The organism is Limimaricola cinnabarinus (genome assembly GCF_002723615.1).
In the GTDB taxonomy this organism is placed as follows: domain Bacteria; phylum Pseudomonadota; class Alphaproteobacteria; order Rhodobacterales; family Rhodobacteraceae; genus Limimaricola; species Limimaricola cinnabarinus_B.
The window spans coordinates 546,744-572,756 of the sequence record NZ_KZ304951.1; the positions used below are offsets into that span (position 1 = coordinate 546,744).

Here is a 26,013-nt window from a genome sequence, read left to right on the forward strand (position 1 = left end):
CATGCCCGAGAGCGAAGCCCATCCGCGCCGCGACGTGCCAAGGGAGGCGGAGTTTCCGCCGAACCCGCCCGGCGCCTATGTCGAGCTGGGCCTCGCCTCGTGCTTTTCCTTTCTGCGCGGCGCTTCCGACGCGGTGGAGCTTGCGGTGCAGGGCTGGAGCCAGGGTTACGACGCGCTGGGCATCGCCGATCTCAACACGCTGGCGGGCGTGGTGCGGATGCATGTCGCGGCGAAACGCGTGAATGTCAGGCCGGTGATCGGCGCGCGGCTCGCGCTGGTCACGGGCGAGACCTTTCTCGCCTATCCCGAAACCCGCGCCGCCTATGGCCGGCTGTCGGTGCTGCTCTCCAAAGGCAAGATGCGCGATCCCGAGGGGCGCTGGCAGAAGAAGGGCGTCTGCGACATCACGCTGGAGGATCTGGCCGATCACGCCGGGGGGCTGCGGCTGATCCTCGTGCCGCCCAAGGATCCGGCCGCGCTCGAACCCGCCCTGCCGCGCCTGCAACGCCGGCTGCCCGGCCTCACCCATATCGCCGCCGCGCATCTTTATCGCGGCGACGACCGCGCCCGGATCAACGCGCTCGACCGGATCGCCCGCGCCGCAGGGCTGGGGCTGATGGCCACCAACGACGTGCTCTACCACGCGCCCGAACGCCGCCCGCTGCAGGACGTGATGGCCTGCATCCGCGAAGGCGTGACGCTGGCCGAGGCCGGGGCGCGGCTTTTGCCCAATGCCGAGCGGCATTTGAAATCGCCCGAAACGATGGCGCGCCTCTTCGCCGAATGGCCGCATGCGATCCGCGCCACGCGAGAGGTCGCCGATGCCTGCCGCTTCGATCTCGAAGAGCTGGCCTATGAATATCCGCGCGAGGTCGTGCCCGAGGGGCGCAGCCCGCAGGCGCAGCTCGAAGGACTGACATGGGCGGGGGCGCGGGCGCGCTGGCCCGAGGGCATCCCGCCCGCCACTTGCGCGGTGCTGAAAAAGGAGCTGGCGATGATCGCCAAGCTCGACATCGCGCGCTACTTCCTCACCATCCACGACATCATCCGTTTCGCGCGCGAAACGGCACAGCCGCCGATCCTGTGCCAGGGGCGCGGCTCGGCGGCGAACTCGGCCGTGTGCTTCGTGCTGGGCATCACCGCCGTGGATCCCTCCCAGCACCAGCTCCTGTTCGAGCGCTTCGTCTCCGAGGAGCGAAAGGAGCCGCCCGACATAGACGTCGATTTCGAGCATGAGCGGCGCGAGGAGGTGATCCAGCACATCTATGCCAAGTATGGCCGCGAGCGCGCCGGGCTCTGCGCCACGGTGATCCATTACCGCCCGCGAAGCGCTATCCGCGAGGTGGGCAAGGTGATGGGGCTGTCGGAGGACGTGACCGGCGCGCTGGCCAGGACGGTCTGGGGCCAATGGGGCAGCGGCATCGCCGAAGAGAACGTCCGCGAGGCCGGGCTCGACCCGAACGACCCGCTGTTGCGAAAGGCGCTGCTGATCGCGGGCCAGATGGTCGGCATGCCGCGCCATCTGAGCCAGCATGTCGGCGGCTTCATCCTGACCGAGAAGCCGCTGACCGAGACCGTGCCGATCGGCAACGGCGCCATGGCCGACCGCAGCTTCATCGAATGGGACAAGGACGACATCGACGCGCTGGGCATCCTCAAGGTCGACATCCTCGCGCTGGGCATGCTGACCTGCATCCGCAAATGCCTCGACCTCGTGGCCGCGCATTGGGGGCGGCGCGAGGATCTCGCCTCGATCCCACGCGAGGATCCGCGCGTCTTCGACATGCTGTGCCGCGCCGACAGCCTCGGCGTGTTCCAGGTGGAGAGCCGGGCGCAGATGAACATGCTGCCGCGGCTGCGCCCGCGCAGCTTCTACGATCTGGTGATCCAGGTCGCCATCGTCCGCCCCGGCCCGATCCAGGGCGACATGGTGCATCCCTATCTGCGCCGCCGGGCGGGCGAGGAGGCGGTGGAATATCCCAGCCCCGGCGCGCCGCATGATCCTTCGGAGCTGAAATCCATCCTTGGCCGGACGCTGGGCGTGCCGATCTTTCAGGAGCAGGCGATGAAGATCGCCATCGACGCCGCGCGCTTCTCTCCCGCCGAGGCGAACGAGCTGCGCAAAGCCATGGCCACCTTCCGCTCGCGCGGCACGATCGCGCTCTTGCAGGAGAAGATGGTGGGCCGGATGGTGGCGCGCGGCTATGAGGAGGCGTTCGCGGCGCGCTGTTTCGAGCAGATCAAGGGCTTTGGCGAATACGGCTTTCCCGAGAGCCACGCCGCGAGCTTCGCGCATCTGGTCTATGTCTCGTCATGGCTGAAATGCCATTTCCCCGGCGCCTTCGGCGCGGCGCTGCTGAACTCCCAGCCGATGGGCTTCTACGCGCCTGCGCAGATCCTGCGCGACATGCGTGAGCATGGCGTCGAGGCGCGGCCCGTCGACGTGAACCTGTCGGAGTGGGACTGCACGCTGGAGCCGGTCTCGACCGGCGGCTTCGCGGTGCGGCTGGGGCTGCGCATGGTGGGCGGGCTGGCGGCAGAGGCGGCGGCGCGGATCGTGGCGGCGCGCGACGCGCCCTTCGAGACGCCCGAGGACCTGAAAACCCGCGCCGGGATCGGCGCGGCGGTGGTGCGGCGGCTGGCGGCGGCGGATGCGATGCGCTCGATGTTCCTCGACCGGCGGCAGGCGCTGTGGGAGGCGCGCGGCCTGCGCGACGCGCCCGACCTGCCGCTGTTTCGCGAGCACCGCGACGAGGGCGCGGAGGTGCCGGTGCCGCTTCCGGCCATGCCGGTCTGCGAGCAGGTGGTGGCCGATTACCAGACGCTGCGCCTGTCGCTCAAGGCGCATCCCATGGCCTTCATGCGCCGCAGCCTGACCGCGCAGGGCTATGCCAGCGCCGCCGATCTGGCCCGCGCCGGTCAGGGCCAGCGGCTCAAGCTCGCCGGTCTGGTGCTGATCCGCCAGAAGCCCGGCAGCGCCAGGGGGGTGTGCTTCGTCACGCTGGAGGACGAGACCGGGGTGATGAACCTCGTGGTCTGGCCCAGGGTGATGGCGCAATTCCGCCGCACGGTGATGCAGGCGCGGCTTCTGGTGGCCGAGGGTTACGTGCAGCGCGACGTGGAGATCGTGCATTTCGTGGCGCAGCGGCTGGAGGACCGCTCGGATGCGCTCACCCGGCTCGCGCCGGGCGGCTTCACCCCGCCGCTGAGCCATGCGGATGCGGTCAAGTCTCCGGTGCAGGGCTCGGCCCGCGGCACCGGCGCCCCCGCGAACGGCCATCCCCGCAACGCCCGCATCCTGCCGAAAAGCCGCGATTTCCACTGAGATGCCGCGCCATGCGTATTTGAGGAAAGATGAACCAGGAGGGCGCGCCCCTTCGTTCATCTTTCTCCAAATACGCAAATCCCCCGGCCCTTGCCGGGCGGCACCGCTTCAGGCGCTGCGCCGCGTCTCCGCCAGGGGCTGCTTGCGCGCGGCCCAGTCGCGCGCGGCCGCGCCGAAGGCTTCGAACAGCGGACGCGAGACCGGGTCGGCCCCGGCGTTCCATTCGGGATGCCATTGCACCGACAGGGTGAAACCCGGCGCGCCCTCGACATAGAGCGCCTCGGGCGTGCCGTCGGGCGCGTGGCCGTCGATGACGATGCGGCGGCCCGGCGTCTTGACCCCCTGCCCGTGCAGCGTGTTGGTCATCACCTCGCGCGCGCCGAACAGGCGGTGAAACGGGCCGCCCTCCGTGAGCGTCACGACATGGCGCAGCGCGAATTTCTCCTCCAGCGTGCCCTCGGGCGGCATGCGGTGGTTGCTCCGGCCCGGCAGGTCGCGGATCTCCGGGTAGAGCGCGCCGCCCATCGCGACATTGACCTCCTGAAAGCCGCGGCAGATGCCCATGAAGGGTTGGCCGCGCTCGACGCAGGCGCGCACCAGAGGCAGGGTGATCGCATCGCGCGAGCGGTCGAAGCTGCCATGGGCGGGGGTCTCTTCCTCGCCGTATTCGTCGGGATGCACGTTGGGTCGCCCGCCGGTGAGCAGGAAGCCGTCGCAGGTTTCCAAAAGCTCCTCGACCGAGACGAGCTTGGGGTCGGCGGGGATCACCAGGGGCAGGCCCCGGGCGACCTGCGCCACGGCGGACGAGTTCATCGCGCCGCCGCCATGGGTGACGTAATGGCCGTCGATGACGTGGTTGTTGCCGATGATGCCGATGACAGGACGGGTCATGATCGCTCCGGTTGCTGCCCCTTACAGATATACAGGCGCGTCCCGTCTGAAAAGCGTCGCGCGGCCCGGAAGACCCGGACCGCGCGCACATCTGCCCTCAATCGAGGCACATCCCCGAAGGCCGCGAGCGGCCCCCGGGCGCAAGAAGGATCAGGCTTCGCCCTTGAGCCCCGCCGCCGCGATCCCGGCGAGCGCCGCCTCGGCGTCGTTGTCGGAGGTGTCGCCGGTGACGCCGACGCCGCCGATGATCTCGCCTTCGTCACCGCGCAGGATGACCCCGCCCGGCACCGGCACGACCTTGCCGCCGAAGGCGCCGTTGGCCGCCGTCATGAAGTAGTGCTGCGCCTCGGCGCGGGCCATCTGCGCCGAGCCGGGCATGCCCAGCATCACCGCGCCGTAAGCCTTGCCCTCGGCGATGACGTAGCGGCCCGGCGCCGCGCCGTCCTCGCGCTCGAAGGCGAGCGGGTGGCCGCCCGCGTCGAGCACGATCACCGAGAGGGGCTTGAGCCCCATCTCGTGCCCCTTGGCGAGGGTTTCGCGGATGATGGTGCGGGCGGCGTCGATGGTGAGCTTGGGCATCATGCGGTCTCCATGTTCTTGAGTTCGAGGCGGCGGCGGTGCAGCACCGGCTCGGTGTAGCCCGAGGGCTGCTTGCGGCCTTCGAAGACGAGGTCGCAGGCGGCCTGGAAGGCGAGGCTGTCGAAATCGGGCGCCATCGGCTTGTAGGAGGGATCGTTCTCGTTCTGACGATCCACCACCTCGGCCATCTTCTTCATCGCCGCCATCACCTGGTCCTGCGTGACGACGCCGTGATGCAGCCAGTTGGCCAGCGCCTGGCTGGAGATCCGGCAGGTCGCGCGGTCCTCCATCAGGCCGACATCATTGATGTCGGGCACCTTGGAGCACCCCACCCCCTGGTCGATCCAGCGCACGACATAGCCGAGGATGCCCTGCGCGTTGTTCTCGACCTCGCGCTGTACTTCGGCATCGTCGAAGTTGCGGCCCGTCGCCAGCGGGATGGTCAGCAGGTCGTCGAGCGTGCCGCGCGCGCCGCCCCTGGCGATCTCGTCCTGCCGCGCCATCACGTCGACATGGTGGTAATGCGTCGCGTGCAGCGTCGCGGCGGTCGGCGACGGGACCCAGGCGCAGGTGGCGCCGGCCTTGGGGTGGCCGATCTTCTGGTCGAGCATGTCGGCCATGCGGTCGGGCATGGCCCACATGCCCTTGCCGATCTGGGCCTTGCCCTTGAGACCGCAGGCAAGGCCGATATCGACGTTGCGATCCTCGTAGGACTGGATCCAGGCCGAGGATTTCATCTCGCCCTTGGGGATCATCGGCCCGGCTTCCATCGAGGTGTGGATCTCGTCGCCGGTGCGGTCGAGGAAGCCGGTATTGATGAAGGCCACCCGGTTCCTGGCGGCGCGGATGCATTCCTTGAGGTTGGCCGAGGTGCGGCGCTCCTCGTCCATGATGCCGAGCTTGACGGTGTATTGCGGCAGGCCGAGCATCTTCTCGACGGCCGAGAACATCTCGTCGGAGAGCTTCACCTCCTCGGGGCCGTGCATCTTGGGCTTCACGACATAGACCGAACCGGTGGTCGAGTTGCGCGGGCCTTCGTCCTTTTGCAGGTCGTGCATGGCGATCAGCACGGTGATCGCCGCATCCATCAGCCCTTCGGAGATCTCCTCCTCGCCGTCGAGGATCGCCGGGTTGGTCATCAGGTGGCCGACATTGCGCACCAGCATCAGCGAGCGGCCCTTGACGATCTTCTCCGAGCCGTCGGGCGCGGTGAAGACGCGGTCGCCCTCCATGCGGCGGGTCATCTCCTCGCCGCCCTTCTGGAAGCTCGCCTGCAGCGAGCCCTGCATCAGGCCGAGCCAGTTGCGATAGGCCAGCACCTTGTCCTCGGCATCGACGGCAGCGACCGAATCCTCGCAGTCCATGATGGTCGAGACGGCGCTTTCGAGCCGGATGTCGGAGATGCCGGCGCGGTCGGAGCCGCCGATCTGGCTCGACGGATCGACCACGATCTCGATCAGCAGGCCGTTCTTTTCCAGGAGCACCTGCAGGTCGGCGCGGCCGTCGGTCTTGGAGCCGGCGAACTGTTCGGGCGCCTTCAGCCCATGCTCTGCATCGCCCTTGCAGCCCACCAGCGTGCCGCCCTTGACCTCGATCCGGTCGATATCGGCCCAGGAGATGCCGTCGAGCGGCGCGACCTCGTCGAGATGCTTGCGGCCCCAGGCGATCACCTCGGCGCCGCGCGCCTTATCATAGCCCTGGCCCTGCGGCAGGCTGCCCAGCGCGTCGGTGCCGTAGAGCGCGTCGTAAAGGCTGCCCCAGCGGGCATTGGCGGCGTTGAGCGCGAAGCGGGCATTGGTGATCGGCACGACGAGCTGCGGGCCGGGCGTGGTGGCGATCTCGGGGTCGGTGTTCTCGGTGCCGATCTCGAAATCGTCGCCTTCGGGCACGAGATAGCCGATGCCCTCCAGCATCTCCCGATACGCCTCGGCGTCGATCTGCTGGCCCTTGCGGCTCAGATGCCACGCGTCGATCTTGGCCTGCATGTCCGAGCGGGTGCCCAGCGCGTCGCGGATGCGCGGGCCGAATTCCTGCACCAGACCGGCAAAGCCCGTCCAGAAGGCATCGGCCTCGATCCCCGTGCCCGAAAGCGCTTCCTTCTCGATGAAGGCGGCCAGTTCCGGCGCCACCTTCAGCCCATGCTTGTCGATCCTCTCGGCCATCTGCCGTCTCCTCCACATATGTCTCGTGCGACTGGCTAATCCATCCCGGAGAAAGCGGCAACTCGTTCCGCTTTGACACGGGAAAGGGGCGCGGACAACGCGGCCCGCGCCCCTCGGATGCATGTCCTATGGCGTCGGCTTATTGTTGCTCGGCGGTGCCGACGCTGTCGTTGATCTGCTCGGGCGCGCCGACGAGCTCGTCATCCTCGGTCACGACCTCGTCGCTGCCGACGGCCTCGATGGTGCTTTCGGCCTCGGGCTCGTTGCCCATGCCGAAGCCCATGAAGACGAGGAGCAATATGAGGAGCACGCCGAAAACGGCGACGATGGCCATGCCGGTCAACGGACCCTTGTGGCGTTTTTCCTGTTTCTCGACATCGGTATGGGGGGCTGACATGGTCTTCTCCTCGCAAGCTTGCCGCGCCGGCAATCGGTTCGCGGCCGGGGGCGCGCTTGAAGGCCCCCTCTTGCCGCCCTAACGTTCGGCGCGCCCCGAAGGTTCAGCGAAAGGTCCTCCGACATGTCACAGCACGACCCCCGCACCGTCTATCTGAAGGACTACACGCCCCCCGCCTATCTCGTGGACGAGGTGCGGCTGACCTTCCGCCTTGCCCCCCATGCGACCCGCGTGCTGTCCGAGATCCGGTTTCGGCCCAACCCCGAAGCCACGAACCGCGACTTCTTCTTGCATGGCGAAGGGCTCAAGCTGATCTCGGCGCAGCTCGATGGCGCGCAGGTGGAGCCGGAGCTGGTCGAGGGCGGGCTGAGGCTCGATGCGCCCGACGCGCCCTTCACCTTCGCCGCCGAAGTCGAGATCGACCCCGAGAACAACACCGCGCTCGAAGGGCTCTACCGCTCGAGCGGCATGTATTGCACGCAATGCGAGGCCGAGGGCTTTCGCAAGATCACCTACTACCCCGACCGGCCCGACGTGATGGCGCCGTTTCACGTGCGCATCGAGAGCGACCAGCCGGTGCTCCTGTCGAACGGCAATCCGGTCGCCTCGGGCGAGGGTTTCGCCGAATGGCACGACCCCTGGCCCAAACCGGCCTATCTCTTTGCCCTCGTCGCGGGCGATCTGGTCGCGCACAGCGACAGCTTCACCACCATGTCGGGCCGCGAGGTCGCGCTGAAGCTGTGGGTGCGCGAGGCCGATATCGGCAAATGCGCCTTCGGCATGGAGGCGCTGAAGAAGTCGATGACATGGGACGAGGAGACCTATGGCCGCGAATACGATCTCGACGTGTTCAACATCGTCGCGGTCGATGATTTCAACATGGGCGCGATGGAGAACAAGGGGCTGAACATCTTCAACTCCTCCGCCGTGCTCGCCTCGCCCGAGACGGCGACCGATGCCGATTTCGAGCGGATCGAGGCGATCATCGCGCATGAATACTTCCACAACTGGACCGGCAACCGCGTCACCTGCCGCGACTGGTTCCAGCTGTGCCTGAAGGAAGGCCTCACGGTGTTCCGCGACCAGCAGTTCACCGGCGACATGCGCTCTCACGCGGTCAAGCGGATCGATGACGCGATGCTGCTGCGTGCGGCGCAGTTCCGCGAGGATAACGGCCCGCTGGCGCACCCGGTGCGGCCCGAAAGCTTCGTCGAGATCAACAACTTCTATACCGTCACCGTCTATGAGAAGGGCGCCGAGATCGTCGGCATGCTGAAACGGCTGGTGGGCGACGAGGGCTACCGGAAGGCGCTCGACCTCTATTTCGAGCGGCATGACGGTCAGGCCGTGACGATCGAGGATTGGCTCAAGGTGTTCGAGGAGGCGACCGGGCGCGACCTGTCGCAGTTCGCCCGCTGGTACCACCAGGCCGGCACGCCGCGCGTCCACGTGGCCGAGGACTGGTCGGAGGGGCGCTATACGCTGACGCTCCGGCAGGAGACGCCGCCGACGCCGGGCCAGTCGGACAAGCAGCCCATGGTGATCCCGGTGGCCGTGGGGCTCTTGAACCCCAATGGCGACGAGGTGGTGCCGACACGGGTGCTGGAGCTGACCGAGGAAGAGCAGAGCTTCGCCTTCGAGGGGCTCGCCGCGCGGCCCGTGCCGTCGATCCTGCGCGGCTTTTCCGCGCCGGTGATCCTGCGGCAGGTGCAGACCGACGAGACCCGCGCCTTCCTGCTCGCCCATGACACCGACCCGTTCAACAAATGGGAGGCGGGGCGCGATCTCGCCCGGGCCGGGCTTCTGGCGATGATCGAGGAGGGCGACGGGCCGGATGCGGGCTATATCGACGCGCTGGACCGCGCCGTGGCCGATGAAAGCCTCGACCCCGCCTTCCGCGCGCGGCTTCTGGCGCTGCCGGGCGAGGACGAGCTGGCGCAGGCGATCTTCGAGGCGGGCCAGACCCCCGACCCGACCGCGATCTTCGAGGCGCGCGAGGCGCTGCGCCATGCCATCGCCGACCGTCTGGGCGACGTGCTGGCGCGGCTTTACGACACGCATCAGGTCACCGGCCCCTACAGCCCCGAAGCCGGGGATGCGGGCCGCCGGGCGCTCACCAACGCAGCTCTGTCGCTCCTGTCGCTCACCCAGGGCGGCGACCGGGCGCGGGCGCAGTACCGCGAGGCCGACAACATGACCCAGCAGATCGCCGCGCTGGGCGTGCTGGTGAAGCTCGGCGAGGGCGCGGCCGAGCTGAAGGCCTTCGAGGATCAATGGCGCCACGAGCGGCTGGTGATGAACAAGTGGTTCGGCCTGCAGGTCGGCGCGGCCAAACCGGAAGCCGCCGCCGGCATCGCCGAAGAGCTGACCCGGCACCCCGATTTCGACTGGAAGAACCCCAACCGCTTCCGCGCCGTCTTCGGCGCGCTGGCGGGCAACACGGCGGGCTTCCACGATCCTTCGGGCGCGGGCTACCGGCTGCTCGCCAACTGGCTGCTGAAGCTCGACCCGCTCAACCCGCAGACCACCGCGCGGATGACGCAGGCCTTCTCGACCTGGAAGCGCTATGACGAGGGCCGCAAGCGCCTGATCCGGGCCGAGCTGGAGCGGATCTTCGAAACCGATGGGCTGAGCCGCGACACCTCCGAGATGGTCGGGCGGATGCTGGCCGACTGACGGCCCTGTGAGGGGGCGGCACGGAACGCCCCCTCCCCCCTTTCGGTTCGGGCCATGAGAGATCCGAGCACAGAACCGCAAGGAGACGAACATGACCGACATCACCGACGCCAAGATTCTCATCATCTCCGCCGACGGCTTCGAGAAGGTCGAACTGGAAGTGCCGCGCGACAAGCTGCGCGAGGCGGGCGCCACCGTCCACGTGGCCAGCCCCGACGGTGCGGCGATCACCAGCTGGGACCAGACCGACTGGGGCCCCAAGGCCGATGCCGATCTCGGCATCTCGGACGCCAGGGTCGAGGATTACCACGCCATCGTGGTGCCCGGCGGCCAGATCAACCCCGACATCCTGCGCACCAAGCCCGAGGCGGTGCAGCTGGTGAAGGACTTCACCGCCGCCGGAAAGATCGTCGCCGCGATCTGCCACGGGCCGTGGGTGCTCATCGAGGCGGGCGTGGTCGAGGGCCGCGAGATGACCTCCTACCCCTCGCTGCGCACCGATCTGAAGAACGCGGGCGCCCATGTCGTCGACAAGGAGGTGGCGACCGATCAGGGCATCGTCACCAGCCGCAACCCCGACGATCTCGACGCCTTCGTGAAGAAGATCATCGAGGAGGTGCGCGAGGGCAAGCACGACCGTCAGGCGGCCTGATCCGCCTGCCAAAGGTGCGGCGGGACACCGCCGCACCGCCCCATCTGGGGCTCCGGCCATTGCCAAATGCGCGCCGATCCCGCAAATGTCACGGAACTGCCGCGTGGGAATGGTTATTAAAGCTTCATGAAAGACCGCATTGACCCGCTGATTGCCGAACGTGCCCCGTGGATGTTCCGGCAATCGCCCCTGATCAAGCCGTTGCGCGGTCTTTTGCACCTTGCCCTGTCCTATGATCGCACCGTCTCCATCGGCACGCGGCTGCGCGACGAGCCGACGGCGCGGATCATGGGCGAGATGGGCGACATGCTCGCCCGGCATCTCACCGTCACCGGGCTCGACAACGTGCCGCGCCACGGCCCGGCGATGATCGTGGCCAACCATCCCACCGGCATCGCCGACGGGATCATGCTCTACCACGTGCTCAAGACGGTGCGGCCCGATCTCTTCATCTACGCCAATGGCGACATCCTGCGCGTGCTGCCACAGATGGAGGACCTGATCCTGCCGGTCGAATGGCGCAAGGACAAGCGCAGCCACGCCAAGACCAAGGTGACGATGGATCTCACCCGGCAGGCGGTGAAGGACGGGCGGCTCGGGGTGATCTTTCCCTCCGGGCGGCTGGCCAAGCGGCGCGGGTTGCAGCTGCATGAGCGGCCATGGATGCCTTCGGCGGCAATGCTGGCGCGCAAGTTCGACCTGCCGGTGATCCCGGTCAACATCCGGGCGCGCAACTCGGCGCTGTTCTACCTCTTCGACATGCTGCACCCGACCTTGCGCGACATCACCCTGTTCCACGAGATGCTCAACAAGGACCGCCAGCCCTATGTCATCACCGTGGGCGAGGAGATCTCGCCCGCCTCGCTGCCGGTCAAGGCCGAGGGCGGGATCGAGATGCTGCGCCGGGCGACGCTGGATCTCGGCGGGCGCGACGCGCCGACGGTGAGCCTCGTGCGGGCGACCCGCTCCCTTCTGCGCACCAGGGCCTGACCAAAGACCCCGCTGCGCATTGGCCCTCGGGGCGCGGCGCGCCGGTTCGGGCAGTCGGCGCATGGGACGTTTTCGTATAGAGACGTGTTTCTGCCGGGTCCAACGGCTCGGCATGGACCGTCGAACCCGGCGCCACGGCCATCGATCCCCCCAGGAACGTCAGAGCCACGAGCATGGGGGATGATTGCACCGCCCACGCGACACGATGCAACGCGAAATCGCCCGAATACCGCGAGCTTGGCCCTCGTGGCACTGCCGCTGTGTCGCCATGGCGACAGCCACCGAAGCTCAGCCCGCCGAGCGGGCCGAGGCGACGCGCACCGTCTGGCTGGGCTGGCAATAGCTCTGGCTGCGGGTCCAGTTCACCATCTCCGCCCGCTTGCGCGCGGAATGGAACGGCCCCCAATCGGCTGCGAGGCCGCGCATCCCGGCAGAGACGACGCCATCGCGCCGCACCGTGCGGGCCGCGATCCGCACCGCGCAGGACAGGTTCGAGACACCGTCCTTCAGCGCCGAGCCGCTGCCCGCCGCGCAGCCATAGCCGCGCGCGGTGGCGGGCGCGATCTGCACGAGGCCGAACCATTTGCCGCCACCGCCGACGGCGGCCGGGTTCCAGGTGCTTTCATGCTTGGCCAAGGCCGACAGCATCCCGGCCCAGAAGGCGGCGCGGCCATCCGCATCGGCCGTGACATAGCCCGGGCACCAGGTGTCGATGTCGGCGGGCACCTGGCTCAGCAGCGGCGCGCCATGCGATTTCAGCGCCGCCAGCGTGGCATCGGTCCATTGCGCGCTTTCGGGCCGATGATCCCAGGCCATGGCCGGCAGCGCGGGCGGCGCGGCGACGGGAGGTTCGGGCTCGGGCAGCGGCGCGCAGGCGACACCGAGACCGAGCAGAGCGACCGATGCGAGGCGGCGCAGGGGCGCGCCGGGAAGGCTTGGGAACATGTCGGGTCTTGATCCGTTGTGGCAGCAACTGTGCCCCAATTGCCCCCCATAGGGGCCGCCTGTCGAGCCTGCCCTTCGCCGGGCGCGCATTTGGGCGGGTTGCCGCGCAGTCAGCCCGTGCGGGCCACCATCGCCCCACCCCACCCTCACCCTTGAAGAGCGGCCCGTTCGCGCCTAATCAGGCCCGCGATGATCGTGCCGACAAACCTGCAAGGAGAGGCTCCCATGCTGGACCTGACATACGAGGCCCCCGCCCCCAAGGTGATCGCGGGTGCCAGGGGCGACTGGGAGCTGGTGATCGGCCTCGAGGTGCACGCGCAGGTCGCCACCCGCGCCAAGCTGTTTTCCGGCGCCTCGACCGAATTCGGCGCCGAGCCCAATTCCAACGTCTCCTTCATCGATGCGGGCATGCCCGGCATGCTGCCGGTGATCAACGAGGGCTGCGTGGCGCAGGCGGTGCGCACCGGTCTGGGGCTCAAGGCCGAGATCAACCTGCGCTCGGCCTTCGACCGCAAGAACTACTTCTATCCCGACCTGCCGCAGGGCTACCAGATCAGCCAGCTCTACCACCCGATCGTCGGCGAGGGCGAGGTGCTGGTGGAGATGGGCAACGGTCAGGCCCGGCTGGTGCGGATCGAGCGCATCCATCTCGAACAGGACGCGGGCAAGTCGATCCACGACATGGACCCCAACATGTCCTTCGTGGACCTGAACCGCACCGGCGTGGCGCTGATGGAGATCGTCAGCCGCCCCGACATCCGCGGGCCCGAGGAAGCGGCGGCTTACGTGGGCAAGCTGCGCCAGATCCTGCGCTATCTCGGGACCTGCGATGGCAACATGCAGAACGGCAATCTGCGCGCCGACGTCAACGTCTCGGTCTGCCGTCCGGGCGATTACGAGAAATATCAGGAAAGCCAGGATTTCTCGCATCTCGGCACGCGCTGCGAGATCAAGAACATGAACTCCATGCGCTTCATCCAGGCCGCGATCGACTTCGAGGCGCGCCGCCAGATCGCCATTCTCGAAGATGGCGGCGAGGTGGTGCAGGAGACCCGGCTCTACGATCCCGACCGCAACGAGACCCGCTCCATGCGTTCCAAGGAAGAGGCGCATGACTACCGCTACTTCCCCGATCCCGACCTGCTGCCGCTCGAGATCGAGCAGGCCTGGGTCGACGACATCAAGGCGCATCTGCCCGAGCTGCCCGACGCCAAGAAGGCCCGCTTCATGGGCGATTTCGGCCTGTCGGATTACGACGCGGGCGTGCTGACGGCCGAGCTGGCCAACGCCGTCTATTTCGAGGCGGTTGTGAACCATCTCGACAGCGCCAAGGATGGCAAGCTTGCCGCGAACTGGGTGATCAACGAGCTGTTCGGACGGCTCAAGAAGGCCGATCTGGGCATCGAGCAGAGCCCGGTCAGCCCCGCCCAGCTCGGCGACATCGTCGCGCTGATCGCCAAGGGCGACATTTCGGGCAAGATCGCCAAGGATCTGTTCGAGATCGTCTATACCGAGGGCGGGGAGCCGGCGCAGATCGTCGAGGAGCGCGGCATGAAGCAGGTCACCGACACCGGCGCCATCGAGGCGGCAGTCGACGAGATCATCGCCGCCAATCCCGCGCAGGTCGAGAAGGCCAAGCAGAACCCCAAGCTCGCGGGCTGGTTCGTCGGCCAGGTGATGAAATCCACCGGCGGCAAGGCCAACCCCGCCGCCGTCAACCAGATCGTCACCGCCAAGCTCGGGCTCTGAGCCCGGCCCACAGGAGAGCGCCATGACCGCCTTCGAATACCGCGTCGTTCCCGCCCCGAGACGGGGCCAGAAGGAACGCGGCCTCAAGACCGCCGAGGACCGCTACGCCCGCGCGCTGCAAGGCACGATCAACGAGCTTGGTGCCAAGGGCTGGGAATACCTGCGCGCCGAGACCCTGCCTTGCGAGGAGCGCCAGGGCTTGGGCGGTCGCAAGACGGTCTATCATTCGGTGCTGGTGTTCCGCCGCGCTGCCGCGCAGGCCGCTCCTGCGACCCCCGTGGCCGCCGAGCCGATGGCGCAGCCGGCCCAGCCCGGGCTGAGCGCCAGCCGCGGCGAGGCGCCCGCCGCGCCGCGCGCCATGCCCAGCGCCCGCGAGGCGCAGGACATCCCCGACCGTCCCGCCCCCGAGGTCACCACCAAGAGCGGCGACTGATCCCGGCGGACCCGCGCCGAAGGGCGGGAGGGAAAATGCCCCCCGCCCCTTCAATCTCCGGCGCTTTGGACTAAACTGCCGCGTCCGACTCGAAAGGATGAGGCAGAGCATGGCAAAGAACGACCCCTTCGGTTTCGATATGTCGGTATCGGCATCGAAGAAGAAAAACCCGCGCGGCAGACGCGGGATGTCCGGCGCCTTCGAGACCTCGACACGGGTCTGCGACCACGCGGGGTGCGAAGAGGCAGGCAAGTATCGCGCCCCGAAATCGCCCGATATTCTCGATGACTACTTCTGGTTCTGCAAGGAACACGTGCGCGAGTACAACCTTAAGTGGAACTTCTTCGACGGCTCGACCGAGGCGGAATTTTCCGAGCAGGTCGACAATGACCGGGTCTGGGGCCGCTCGACCAAGCCCTTCGGCAAGCGCAGCGAGGAGCAGCGCGCCTGGGCCCGGCTCGGCGTCGACGACCCGCACCAGGTGCTGGGCGAAAACGCCACCCGCAACCCCGGCCGCAACGCCGCCCAGCAGGGCGGCCACACCCGCCGCCTGCCCGCGACCGAACGCCGCGCGCTCGAGGTGCTCGACGCCAAGGACAGCTGGTCCAAGGCGCAGATCCGCAAATCCTACAAGGCGCTGATCAAGGTGCTGCACCCGGACATGAACGGCGGCGACCGCAGCCAGGAGGAGCAGCTCTCCGAAGTGGTCTGGGCCTGGGACCAGATCAAGGACAGCAAGTCCTTCCGCGACAAGGACTGAAGGGGCGCGAGATTTCCCGGGGGCCGCGCGTGGTGGGAATCGGGGGATTTTGCGTATTTGGGGAAAGATGAACGGGGGTGGCGCGCTCCGAACGGGCCGGTCAGAGGGTCGTGACCGGTCCTGCCGCCACCACCGGGCCGGTCGGCCCCGCGGCGGGCGAGCCGCCCTCGGGCTCGTCGGAGACGGCGAGCACCGCCTGCGGCAGCAGCGGGCGCAGATCCTCGGGCAACGTCACGCGGCCCTCCCGGTCCTCGGGCAGCAGGCCGAGCGAGACGGGCGCCGCCTCTCCCGCGATGAGCCACAGCTCCAGCGAGCGGCCCGGCATGGCCTCGCCGCTCGGGCGCAGGATGCGCAAGGCCTCCGGCTCGGCGGGGTCATAGGCCACCTGCACCACGAGGCTGCGATCCTCGGCCGCGATCTCGGCGCGCAGCCCCGGCCCCACCGGTTCCGGGCGCAGAAGGTCGAGCCCGGTCACCATGGCATAGGTGCCCGCCGCCAGCGCCGCGGCGCCCAGCGCGGGCCAGAGGCCGAGACGGCGCAACAGGCTCTTGCGCTCGGCGCCGAACAGCCGCGCCTCGACCGCGCGCCTGATCCGCGCGGGCGGCGCGACGGGGGTGATCTCGTCGGTAAGCCCGGCGAAATCCTCGGCCCACATGGCATGGAGCGCGCGGTAATCGGCATCCGTTTCGAGCCGGCGCTCGGCCTGCGCCAGCTCCTCGCCCTCCAGAAGCCCCAGCACGTGCTCGGCGGCACGGGCGGTGTCGTCCTCGTGGTGATCTCCGGCCCCGGTCATCGCGTCAGGCACTCCTTGAGCCGCATCAGGCTGCGCCGCAGCCATGTCCGCATCGTGTTGAGCGGCACGCCGTAGCGCTCGGCCAGTTCGGCATAGCTCTCCCCCGCGAGATAGGCGCCGCGCACCGCACCGGCCCTGTCGCTGTCGAGCTCGGTCAGGCAGCCCTCGATCCGCGCGCTTTCCGAGGCGGCGACGGCCTGCGCCTCGGGCCCCGGTGCGGCATCGGCCAGCCGCGCCACCGCCTCCATGTCGCCGCCATGCTGGCTTTCGGTCCTGCGGCGGCTGCGCAGCCGGTCGATGGCATGGTTGCGCGAGATGGTGATGAGCCATGTCATCGGGCTCAGACCGTTCACCTCGTAGCGCCCCGCATTGTGCCACACCTTCACGTAGATTTCCTGCAGCGCGTCCTCGGCCTCGGCCCTGTTGTCCAACACACGCAGGCAGATCCCGAAGAGTTTCGCCGAGGTGGCGTCGTAGAGCGCGCCAAAGGCGGCGCGGTCGCCCAGCGCGCAGCGCGCGATCAGCCCCTCGATCTCGGTCAGGCGCGACATGATGTTGCGGATCCCCCCACTGGTCCGGCTTCTGACAATGGCCTTGCGCCCCGAAAAGGCAAGCGGCGGCCGGCCGATGGTCGTGGCCCGCGGCCCTTGAACCCCGCCGCGCGATGCTCCATCACTTGCGCGACCGCAAATGAGGGCCCCTTGCCCGCACGCGAAAGGATCATCATGGCCGACGCCCAGACCGACCCCAATGCCCGCCCGACCGAAGAGATCGACATCCGTGAGACCTTCGGCTTCGACAGCGCCATGAAGGTCAAGGGCTTCGCCGAGCGCTCGGACCGGGTGCCCGACATCGACCCGACCTACAAGTTCGACCCCGACACCACCCGCGCCATCCTTGCCGGTTTCTCGGCCAATCGCCGGGTCATGGTGCAGGGCTATCACGGCACCGGCAAATCGACCCATATCGAGCAGGTCGCCGCCCGGCTCAACTGGCCCTGCGTGCGCGTCAACCTCGACAGCCACATCTCGCGCATCGACCTGATCGGCAAGGACGCGATCAAGCTCAAGGATGGCAAGCAGGTCACCGAGTTCGCCGAAGGCATCCTGCCCTGGGCGCTGCGCCACCCCTGCGCCATCGTGTTCGACGAATACGATGCGGGCCGCGCCGACGTGATGTTCGTGATCCAGCGGGTGCTGGAGACCGACGGCAAGCTGACGCTGATGGACCAGAACCAGGTGCTGACGCCGAACCCCTATTTCCGGCTCTTCGCCACGGCCAACACCGTGGGCTTGGGCGACACGACCGGGCTCTATCACGGCACTCAGCAGATCAACCAGGCGCAGATGGACCGCTGGTCCCTCGTGGCGACGCTGAACTATCTCAGCCACGACGCCGAGGCCGCGATCGTGCTGTCGAAGGCGCCGCATTACAACACCGCCGAGGGCCGCCAGCAGGTCAGCCAGATGGTGACCGTCGCCGATCTCACCCGCACCGCTTTCATGAACGGCGATCTGTCGACGGTGATGAGCCCGCGCACGGTGATCAACTGGGCCCAGAACGCCGAGATCTTCCGCGATATCGGCTATGCCTTCCGGCTCTCCTTCCTCAACAAGTGCGACGAGCTGGAGCGCCAGACCGTGGCCGAGTTCTACCAGCGCTGCTTCGACGAGGAACTGCCCGAAAGCGCGGTGAGCACCGCCGGGCGCTGAGCCTTTCAACGAAACGCCAAGGGCCCGGATCGAAAGAGCCGGGCCTTTCGTTATCACCCGAGCGCCCTTGCCGCCCCCTGCCGCCAGTGGGATAGTTTCGCCATGAGCCCCAACTCCGACAACCCCGCCGATCCGTTCAAGAAGGCCCTGACCGAGGCCACCAAGGTCATGGCCGACGATCGCGAGCTCAATGTCAGCTTCTCGGTCGATCCGCCGGGGCTGAGCCATGACAGCGTGCGCCTGCCGCAGGTCAGCCGCCGCATGACCCGCGACGAGGTGCTGCTCGCGCGCGGCACCGCCGATGCGCTGGCGCTGCGGCACCGCTACCACGATGCGGGCGTCAATTCGCGCTACCAGCCGCAATCGGGGATCGCGCGCGATCTCTACGACGCGATGGAGGGCGCGCGCGTCGAGGCGGTGGGCGCGAAACACATGCCCGGCACCGCCGGCAACATCGACGCGCGCATCGGCGCGGAGGCGCGGCGCAAGGGCTACGACCAGATCCGCGACAAGGCCGACGCGCCGCTCGCGGTGGCCGCGGGCTACCTGATCCGCCACCTCGCCACCGGGCGCGCCTTACCGCAGGGCGCGGACAACGTCATGGATCTGTGGCGCGGCTTCATCGAGGAGATGGGCGGCGAGCGGCTCGAAGGCCTGACGGAAGCGCTGCACGACCAGAAGAGCTTTGCCCGCTTCGCCCGCGAACTGATCCGCGATCTGGGCTATGGCGACCAGCTCGGCGACGACCCGGACATGGAAGACCCCGAGCAGGAGGACGAGGCCGCCGAGGAAGAGGACGACCAAGAGCCGGATTCGACCGGCGAGGACGAGGAGCGCGACGACGAGGACGACACCTCGCCCGAGCAGAGCCAGGACCAGCAGCAGGACCAGAGCGAGGCGCAGGTCTCGATGGACGAGCAGGCCGAGGCCGAGGACGCCGAGGAACAGGAAATGCCCGAGGGCGAGGCGCCGCAGGACCCCCCGCCGCCCGCCGCCTCCGACGCCGACCCGAACTACCTCGTCTTCGAAACGAAGCACGACGAGGAGATCGGCGCCGAGGACCTCGCCGAGGCGGCAGAGCTGGAGCGGCTGCGCGCCTATCTCGACCAGCAACTCGACCCGCTGAAGGGTGCGGTCTCGCGCCTCGCCAACAAGCTTCAGCGCCGGCTTCAGGCGCAGCAGAACCGGTCCTGGGAGTTCGACCGCGAGGAGGGCATCCTCGACGCAGGGAGACTGGCCCGCGTCGTCGCCAACCCGACCACGCCGCTCAGCTTCAAGGTCGAGAAGGACACCGAGTTCCGCGACACCGTGGTGACGCTGCTGATCGACAATTCCGGCTCGATGCGCGGGCGGCCCATTTCCATCGCCGCGATCTGCGCCGATGTGCTGGCGCGGACCCTGGAGCGTTGCTCGGTCAAGGTCGAGATTCTCGGCTTCACCACCCGCGCCTGGAAGGGCGGGCAGAGCCGCGAAGACTGGCTCGCCGCCGGGCGGCCCGCCTCCCCCGGCCGTCTCAACGATCTGCGCCACATCATCTACAAGCGCGCCGACGCGCCCTGGCGCCGCACGCGCGACAATCTCGGGCTGATGATGAAGGAAGGGCTGCTGAAGGAGAACATCGACGGCGAGGCGCTCGAATGGGCGCATCGCAGGCTTCTGGCGCGGCGCGAGGCGCGAAAGGTGCTGATGGTGATCTCGGACGGCGCGCCGGTCGATGACAGCACGCTGTCGGTGAACCCGGCCAACTACCTTGAAAAGCACCTGCGCGACGTCATCGCCATGGTCGAGAAGCGCAAGGCTGTCGAGCTTGCCGCGATCGGCATCGGCCATGACGTGACGCGCTATTACGACCGCGCGGTGACGATCACCGACGTGGACCAGCTCGCCGGGGCGATGACCGAACAGCTCGCCTCGCTCTTCGACGCCGACCCGCGCAAGCGGGCCCGCGTCCTCGGAATGAACAGGGTCGCCTGATGTATCAGAACTTCGCCACCACCGCCCGCCCCGAACAGGGGCCGCCCCGGCTTGCCGCGCTGCGCGAGCGCATGAAGGCCGCGGGGCTCGACGGCTGGATCGTGCCGCGTGGCGACACGTGGCGCGGCGAGAACGTGCGCGCCCGCGACGAACGGCTCGCCTGGCTCACCGGCTTCACCGGATCGGCGGGCTTCGCCGCGATCCTGCACGACAAGGCGGGCGTCTTCATCGACGGGCGCTACAAGATCCAGATCAAGAGCCAGGTCGCGCCCGACTTCACCGCCGTGGACTGGCCCGCGACCAAGCTTGCCGACTGGCTCATCGCCGAGCTGCCCGAGGGCGGCACGGTGGGCTACGACGCCTGGCTGCACACGCCGCACGAGATCGGCGAGCTGCGCGAGAAGCTCCAGCCCAAGGGCATCGGCCTCGAGCCGCAGGACAACCTCGTCGACATGATCTGGGAGGACCGCCCCGCCGCCCCCGACGCGCCCTTCATCGCCTGGCCCGAGGAATATGCGGGCAAGAGCCATGCCGAGAAGCGGGCCGAGATCGCGGCGCTGTTGCGCGAGGCCGGGCAGAAATGCGCCGTCATCACCCTGCCCGATTCCATCGCATGGCTTCTGAACATCCGCGGCGACGATGTGCCCTCGACCCCGGTGCCGCTGAGCTTCGCGATCCTCGACGACACCGGGCGCTGCGAGCTGTTCTGCCCGAAGGGCAAGGCCGATGACCTGCGCGATCATCTGGGCGAGGATGTCGACGTGCTCGACATCGACGCCTTCCTCGGCGCGCTGGGCCAGCTTTCGGGCCCCGTGCGCGTCGATCCGAAATCCGCGCCCTCCATCGTCGAGACGACGCTCAAGGGCTGGGAGACGAAGATCAGCGAGGACGAAGACCCCTGCATCCTGCCCAAGGCCCGCAAGAACGCCGCCGAGATCGAGGGCGCGCGGGCCGCGCATCTGCGCGACGGCGCGGCGGTCTGCCGCTTCCTGCACTGGCTCGACGGCGAGGCGGAGAAGCTCGGGCAAGGCGATCACCGGCTCACCGAGATCGGCGTCGTCACCGCGCTCGAAGGCTTCCGCCGCGAGACGGGCGAGCTGCGCGGCATCAGCTTCGAGACCATCGCCGGCGCGGGCGAGCATGGCGCGATCACCCATTACCGCGTCACCGAAGACACCGACCGCGAGGTCAGGCCGGGCGAGCTGCTGCTCGTCGATTCGGGCGGCCAGTATCTCGACGGCACGACCGACATCACCCGCACCATCGCGATCGGCCAGCCGCCCGAGGACGCGGCCCAGTGCTACACCCGCGTGCTGCAGGGCATGATCGCGCTGAGCCGCGCGCGTTTCCCCAAGGGGCTCGCGGGCCGCGATCTCGACGCGCTGGCCCGTTTCCCGCTCTGGACCGCCGGGCTTGATTACGATCACGGCACCGGCCACGGCGTCGGGGCCTATCTCTCGGTGCATGAGGGGCCGCAGCGGATCTCCAAGGGGGCGATGACTGTGATCGAGCCGGGCATGATCCTGTCGAACGAGCCGGGCTATTACCGCGAGGGGCATTTCGGCATCAGGATCGAGAACCTGATCGTCACCCGCGAGGCGCCTCAGATCCCCGGCGCCGACGACCGCGAGATGTATGATTTCGAGACGCTGACCTACGTGCCGCTGGAGCGGCGGCTGATCGTCGCGGAGATGCTGTCGGCGGTGGAGCGGGACTGGATCGACGCCTATCACGCGACTACACTCGAAAAGATCGCCCCGCGTCTCGACGGCGCGGCGCGGGATTGGCTGACCGCCGCCTGCGCGCCGCTTTGACGACGGGGCCCACTCACAGGGAGCAGAACTGAATGAGCGATCACATCACGATCCGCCCCGCCGAGGGCACCTGGGTGGTGCGCGCCGGCGGTGCGGTCCTTGGCGAAAGCAGCCGCGCGCTGGAGCTGGTCGAGGGCGATTACCCGCCCGTGATCTATTTCCCGCGCGAGGACATCGCCACGGCCTTCCTCGAACCATCGAAGACCCGCTCTCACTGCCCCTGGAAGGGCGACGCGCATTACTTCAACATCATCGCCAAGAGCGGCGCGATCGAGGATGCGGTCTGGTCCTACGAGGAGCCCAAGGAGGGCATGGAGCAGATCAAGGACTGCCTCGCCTTCTACAAGAACAAGGTCGCGGTCGAGCAGGTCTGATCCGCCCCCCTTTCGTGGCGGCCTAGGAGTGCTCCTCGGCCGCCATACGCGTCAGCGCCCGGTTCACGGCCCGCAGCGCATCGACCTGGAACAACGCCCCCCACAATTCCGGCGCCTCGTCCTCGGGGCCGAAACGGACCACCGGCACGAAGGGGCGCTGCACCGTCTCGAACAAGGGCATCGCCTGTTCCAGCGTCGCGCCCGACTGCACGAAGACCCCTTCGGCGATCATCTCGTGGCAGGCCTCCTCGGGGGCCGCGCGCGGCGCGCCGGTGGCGCGCATCACCGTCTCGACCCGGATCGTGCCCAGCAGCCAGGCCTGCGGTCCGGCAGCGAGATGCACGCCGCGCCGCGCCAGCTGCGTCAGGAAGAAGGAGCGCTGCACCAGCCGCGACGCCACCGCCGAGGCGAGCGAAACCGAAACCATCACCGCAAGGCCGGTCTGCCAGTCCCCCGTCAGCTCGAACACGATCAGCGTGGTCGAGATCGGCGCGCCGAGCACGGCCGCGGCCACGGCGCCCATCCCCGCCAGCGCATAGAGCGTGCCCTCGCCCGAGAATTCGGGCGCGATGGCGGTCGCCACGGTGCCGAAGGCCAGCCCCGTCAGCGCGCCGATCATCAGCGAGGGCGAAAAGATGCCGCCGCCCATCCGGCCGGCCATGGTGATCGCCACCGCCGCCACCTTGACCACCACGAAGATCACCGCGAGATCGAGCGCGAGGCTGCCCTGCAGCGCCGCCGAGGTCGTCTCGTAGCCGACGCCGATGATATGCGGAAAGAAGATCGCGATCAGCCCGAGGATCAGCCCCGTCGTCATCGGGCGCATCCAGCGCGGCGGCGACAGCCGCGCCTGCACCGCATTGGCCAGATCGTCGGCCCAGAAGATCGCCCGCATCAGCACCACCGCGACGAGGCCGCACATCAGCCCCAGAAGCATGAAGGCGGGCAGCTCGACATAGAAGGCCAGCGCGTTCTTGTCGGGCAGGGTGAACTCGGTCACGTCGCCCCAGACGAGCCGGCCCAGCACCGTGCCCGCGACGCTGGCGATGGCGATGGGGGCAAAGGCATGCACCGCGAAATGCCGCAGCACCACCTCGAGCGCGAAGAGCGCGCCCGCAATGGGCGCGTTGAAGCTCGCCGAGACGGCGGCGGCGACGGCGCAGCCCAGTAGATCGCGCCCGGTGATGCCGTCGGCGCGGATCCAGCTCGACACATAGGTGGCGAAGACCGAAGCCAGATGCACCACCGGCCCCTCTCGGCCCGTGGAGCCGCCCGTCGACAGCGTGATCATCGAGGCCAGCGCCGAGACCAGCCCGCGCTTGCGCTCGACCCGCCCCTCGCGCAGCGCGGCACCCTCGATCACCTCGGCGACGGAGCGCACCCGCGCATCCTCGGTGAAGCGGTCGAGCAGCAGGCCGACGGCGAGCCCGCCCATGACCGGCAGGATCAGCAGCCAGTACCACGGCAGAGAGGCCGCGAAGCTGTGCAGCATCGCCACGTCGTCGGTGCCGTAGAGCCAGGCCTGCAGCACCTCGATCGCGGCGCGAAACCCGATCGCCGCCAGCCCCGCGACGCTGCCCAGTGCCAGCGCGATGAACCAGAACTGCACCTGGCTCGGCCCGTGGCTGCGGATCATCGACCAGACCTCGCGCCAGCTCGCGCCGACGCGGGTGATCATGCGCTCCGGCCGTCCCGCCGCCTCGTTCGAACTCTTGCTCATCGCTGCGCGCCGCCTTTCCTCGCGCCGTTCTAGGATGGAACGCGAAGCGGTTGAAGGTGCAGCGGGGGCTTCGATGATGCCGCGATGCGCGGCGGCATCTCGTTTGCGCCGAACCTATGCCTAAGGATGGATAGCCTTCGGCGGCTTTATCGCGGATACTCGATATATTGCACAGAGATATTTGACCGCCTTTCGATCTTGTGAGGGTCGAGCAGCGGAGGTGAATGTTAAGCCGACGACGGAGGTGAGTGGCCGTTCGAGGTATGTGATTTTTTACCCTACGGCGGGGTCAGGCCGGACTATGCGGTGTGAGCATCGGGGCCAATTGGGCCCGGAAGTTCGCACCGCTTTTTTTTGGCGCGGAACGCAGCCGGTCGCGCCATCAGGCGGCGTCGGCATCCTCGAGCAGCACCCGCGCCGCGCCGCGCGCGGCCTCGGTCACCGTATCGCCCGCCAGCATCCGCGCGATCTCGTCGATCCGGTCGGGATGATCGAGCGGCACCACGCGCGAGGTGGTGATCTCGCCCGACGCGCCGAGGCTGACCGATTTCTCGACCCGCCAGTGATGCGCGCCCAAGGCCGCGACCTGCGGCGAATGGGTGACGACCAGCACCTGCGCTCCATCGGCAAGCCGGGCCAGGCGGCGGCCGACGGCATTCGCCGTGGCGCCGCCGAGGCCGCGGTCGATCTCGTCGAAGATCAGCGTCTTGCCGGCATTGTCGCCGGTCAGGCAGACCTTGAGCGCCAGCAAAAAGCGCGACAGCTCGCCGCCCGAGGCGATGCGCGACAAGGGGCCCGAGGGCGCGCCGGGATTGGTGGCGACGCGGAAGGTCACCTCGTCGCGCCCGTCGGGGCCGGGATCGGCGGGCGCGAGATCGACCTCGAACACCGCGCGGTCGAGCTTGAGCGGTGCAAGCTCCGCCGCCATGGCGCGCGACAGCCGCGTCCCGGCCTCGCCGCGCCGCGCCGTGAGCGCCGCGGCGGCCGCGTCATAGGCGGCATCGGCCGCGCGCACCGCCGCTTCCAGATCGGCCATGTCGCCCTCGGAGGCGTCGAGCGCCTGCAAGCGCTTTCGCAGCCCCTCCGCGAACTCCGCCAGCTCGTCGACCATCACGTCGTGCTTGCGCGCGAGGCCGCGCAGCGCAAAGAGCCGCTCCTCGGCGGCTTCGAGCGCGCGCGGGTCGAATTCCAGCGCATCGAGCACGTCGCGCACGCCGGTCTCGGCCTCGCCCAGCGCGTCGAGCGCGCGGGCCAGCGCCTCCATCACCGGGTCGAGCCGCCCCTCGGCGGCCTCGACCGCGCCGTCGAGCCAGCGCATCGCATCCGAGACCAGACCCTCGGCCCCGTCGCCCGAGATCACCTGATGGGCGCGCGCCACGTCGCCGCGCACCCGTTCGGCGCCCTGCATCCGGCGGCGGACGGCGTCGAGCTCGGCCTCCTCGCCCGGCTGCGGGTCGAGCCCGTCGAGCTCGGCCACGGCGTGGCGCAGATATTCCTCTTCGGCCCGAAGCTCCGCCACCTGCTCATGCGCCACCGCGAGCGCGCGGCGCGCCTCGCGGCGCGCGGCCCATGCGGCGCGGGTCGCGGCGATGTCGGCGGCGGCATCGGCGAAATCGTCGAGCATCGCCCTATGGCCGCGCGGATCGAGCAGGCCGCGATCATCGTGCTGGCCATGCAGTTCGAGAAGCTCGTCGGAGAGCGCGCGCAGCACCTCTCCCGAAACGCGCCGGTCATTGACCCAGGCCGTCTTGCGGCCGCTTTCGGTGTTGACCCGGCGCAGGATCAGCTCGTCGCCCGCCTCGATGCCGGTCTCGGCCAGCACCCGGCGCGCCGGATGGTCGGGCGCGAGGTCGAACACCGCCGTCACCTCGCCCTGCGCCGCGCCCTTGCGCACCAGCTCGGCGCGGCCGCGCCAGCCCAGCACGAAGCCCAGGCTGTCGAGCAGGATCGACTTGCCCGCCCCGGTCTCGCCGGTCAGGACGTTCAGGCCCGGCTGGAATTCCAGCTCGAGCCTGTCGATGATCAGCATGTCCCGGATGTCGAGCGCGCGCAGCATATCGATTATCT

The 26,013-nt window shown here is 68.7% G+C and carries 20 protein-coding genes; 11 read left to right on the top strand and 9 right to left on the bottom strand.

The window, feature by feature from the left end:
* The first annotated feature begins 1 nt into the window (after position 1).
* A complete protein-coding gene (locus CJ301_RS02635) occupies positions 2-3,325 on the top strand; it encodes an error-prone DNA polymerase (RefSeq protein WP_099273900.1) in 3,324 nt (1,107 codons plus the stop codon).
* A 108-nt stretch (positions 3,326-3,433) separates the two neighbouring features.
* Here the strand turns inward: CJ301_RS02635 and CJ301_RS02640 are convergent, their stop codons facing one another.
* From CJ301_RS02640 to CJ301_RS02655, 4 genes are all read right to left on the bottom strand, one after another.
* On the bottom strand, positions 3,434-4,216 hold the full coding sequence (locus CJ301_RS02640; RefSeq protein WP_099273902.1) for a gamma-glutamyl-gamma-aminobutyrate hydrolase family protein: 783 nt from the start codon (positions 4,214-4,216) through the stop codon (positions 3,434-3,436).
* Positions 4,217-4,366: 150 nt separating this feature from the next.
* Positions 4,367-4,798, bottom strand: a complete 432-nt coding sequence (locus tag CJ301_RS02645) for a GlcG/HbpS family heme-binding protein (protein ID WP_099273904.1) — start codon at positions 4,796-4,798, stop codon at positions 4,367-4,369.
* A complete protein-coding gene (locus CJ301_RS02650; RefSeq protein ID WP_099273906.1) occupies positions 4,795-6,957 on the bottom strand; it encodes a malate synthase G in 2,163 nt (720 codons plus the stop codon). Before CJ301_RS02650 ends, CJ301_RS02645 begins: the two co-directional genes overlap by 4 nt.
* Before the next feature lie 139 nt (positions 6,958-7,096).
* Entirely contained in the window at positions 7,097-7,354 is a 258-nt protein-coding gene (locus CJ301_RS02655) for a hypothetical protein (protein ID WP_216823239.1), read from the bottom strand.
* Positions 7,355-7,477: 123 nt separating this feature from the next.
* Between CJ301_RS02655 and pepN the strand changes: the two genes are divergently transcribed.
* From pepN to CJ301_RS02670, 3 genes are all read left to right on the top strand, one after another.
* On the top strand, positions 7,478-10,030 hold the full coding sequence (pepN, locus tag CJ301_RS02660; RefSeq protein WP_099273908.1) for an aminopeptidase N: 2,553 nt from the start codon (positions 7,478-7,480) through the stop codon (positions 10,028-10,030).
* 91 nt (positions 10,031-10,121) lie between these two features.
* A complete protein-coding gene (locus CJ301_RS02665) occupies positions 10,122-10,682 on the top strand; it encodes a type 1 glutamine amidotransferase domain-containing protein (RefSeq protein WP_099273910.1) in 561 nt (186 codons plus the stop codon).
* A 126-nt stretch (positions 10,683-10,808) separates the two neighbouring features.
* A complete protein-coding gene (locus CJ301_RS02670; protein WP_099273912.1) occupies positions 10,809-11,672 on the top strand; it encodes a lysophospholipid acyltransferase family protein in 864 nt (287 codons plus the stop codon).
* 288 nt (positions 11,673-11,960) lie between these two features.
* Here the strand turns inward: CJ301_RS02670 and CJ301_RS02675 are convergent, their stop codons facing one another.
* A complete protein-coding gene (locus CJ301_RS02675; protein ID WP_099273914.1) occupies positions 11,961-12,617 on the bottom strand; it encodes a transglycosylase SLT domain-containing protein in 657 nt (218 codons plus the stop codon).
* Between the two features lie 225 nt (positions 12,618-12,842).
* Between CJ301_RS02675 and gatB the strand changes: the two genes are divergently transcribed.
* The 3 genes from gatB (at position 12,843) to CJ301_RS02690 (ending at position 15,559) form a co-directional block, all read left to right on the top strand.
* A complete protein-coding gene (gene gatB / locus CJ301_RS02680; RefSeq protein WP_099273916.1) occupies positions 12,843-14,366 on the top strand; it encodes an Asp-tRNA(Asn)/Glu-tRNA(Gln) amidotransferase subunit GatB in 1,524 nt (507 codons plus the stop codon).
* Between the two features lie 22 nt (positions 14,367-14,388).
* The gene (locus CJ301_RS02685) at positions 14,389-14,799 is read left to right on the top strand and encodes a DUF4177 domain-containing protein (protein WP_099273918.1); all 411 of its coding nucleotides are present in this window, start codon (positions 14,389-14,391) and stop codon (positions 14,797-14,799) included.
* Positions 14,800-14,908: 109 nt separating this feature from the next.
* The gene (locus tag CJ301_RS02690) at positions 14,909-15,559 is read left to right on the top strand and encodes a J domain-containing protein (protein WP_099273920.1); all 651 of its coding nucleotides are present in this window, start codon (positions 14,909-14,911) and stop codon (positions 15,557-15,559) included.
* A gap of 100 nt (positions 15,560-15,659) precedes the next feature.
* Here CJ301_RS02690 and CJ301_RS02695 read toward each other — a convergent pair whose 3' ends face one another.
* Positions 15,660-16,352 (bottom strand): anti-sigma factor, encoded by a 693-nt coding sequence (locus CJ301_RS02695; protein ID WP_162620395.1) that lies wholly within the window; start codon positions 16,350-16,352, stop codon positions 15,660-15,662.
* A complete protein-coding gene (locus CJ301_RS02700) occupies positions 16,349-16,903 on the bottom strand; it encodes a sigma-70 family RNA polymerase sigma factor (RefSeq protein ID WP_099273924.1) in 555 nt (184 codons plus the stop codon). Before CJ301_RS02700 ends, CJ301_RS02695 begins: the two co-directional genes overlap by 4 nt.
* Positions 16,904-17,077: 174 nt before the next feature.
* Between CJ301_RS02700 and cobS the strand changes: the two genes are divergently transcribed.
* The 4 genes from cobS (at position 17,078) to CJ301_RS02720 (ending at position 22,226) form a co-directional block, all read left to right on the top strand.
* Entirely contained in the window at positions 17,078-18,064 is a 987-nt protein-coding gene (gene cobS / locus CJ301_RS02705; RefSeq protein ID WP_099274203.1) for a cobaltochelatase subunit CobS, read from the top strand.
* 102 nt (positions 18,065-18,166) lie between these two features.
* Entirely contained in the window at positions 18,167-20,038 is a 1,872-nt protein-coding gene (cobT, locus tag CJ301_RS02710; protein ID WP_099273926.1) for a cobaltochelatase subunit CobT, read from the top strand.
* The gene (locus CJ301_RS02715) at positions 20,038-21,852 is read left to right on the top strand and encodes an aminopeptidase P family protein (RefSeq protein ID WP_099273928.1); all 1,815 of its coding nucleotides are present in this window, start codon (positions 20,038-20,040) and stop codon (positions 21,850-21,852) included. The genes cobT and CJ301_RS02715 overlap by 1 nt, the downstream gene beginning before the upstream one ends.
* A 32-nt stretch (positions 21,853-21,884) precedes the next feature.
* Positions 21,885-22,226, top strand: a complete 342-nt coding sequence (locus tag CJ301_RS02720; protein WP_099273930.1) for a DUF427 domain-containing protein — start codon at positions 21,885-21,887, stop codon at positions 22,224-22,226.
* Between the two features lie 22 nt (positions 22,227-22,248).
* Here the strand turns inward: CJ301_RS02720 and CJ301_RS02725 are convergent, their stop codons facing one another.
* Both CJ301_RS02725 and recN read right to left on the bottom strand, forming a co-directional pair.
* Entirely contained in the window at positions 22,249-23,904 is a 1,656-nt protein-coding gene (locus CJ301_RS02725; protein ID WP_099274205.1) for a chloride channel protein, read from the bottom strand.
* Positions 23,905-24,328: 424 nt separating this feature from the next.
* Positions 24,329-26,002, bottom strand: a complete 1,674-nt coding sequence (gene recN / locus CJ301_RS02730) for a DNA repair protein RecN (RefSeq protein WP_099273932.1) — start codon at positions 26,000-26,002, stop codon at positions 24,329-24,331.
* Between the last annotated feature and the right edge of the window lie 11 nt (positions 26,003-26,013).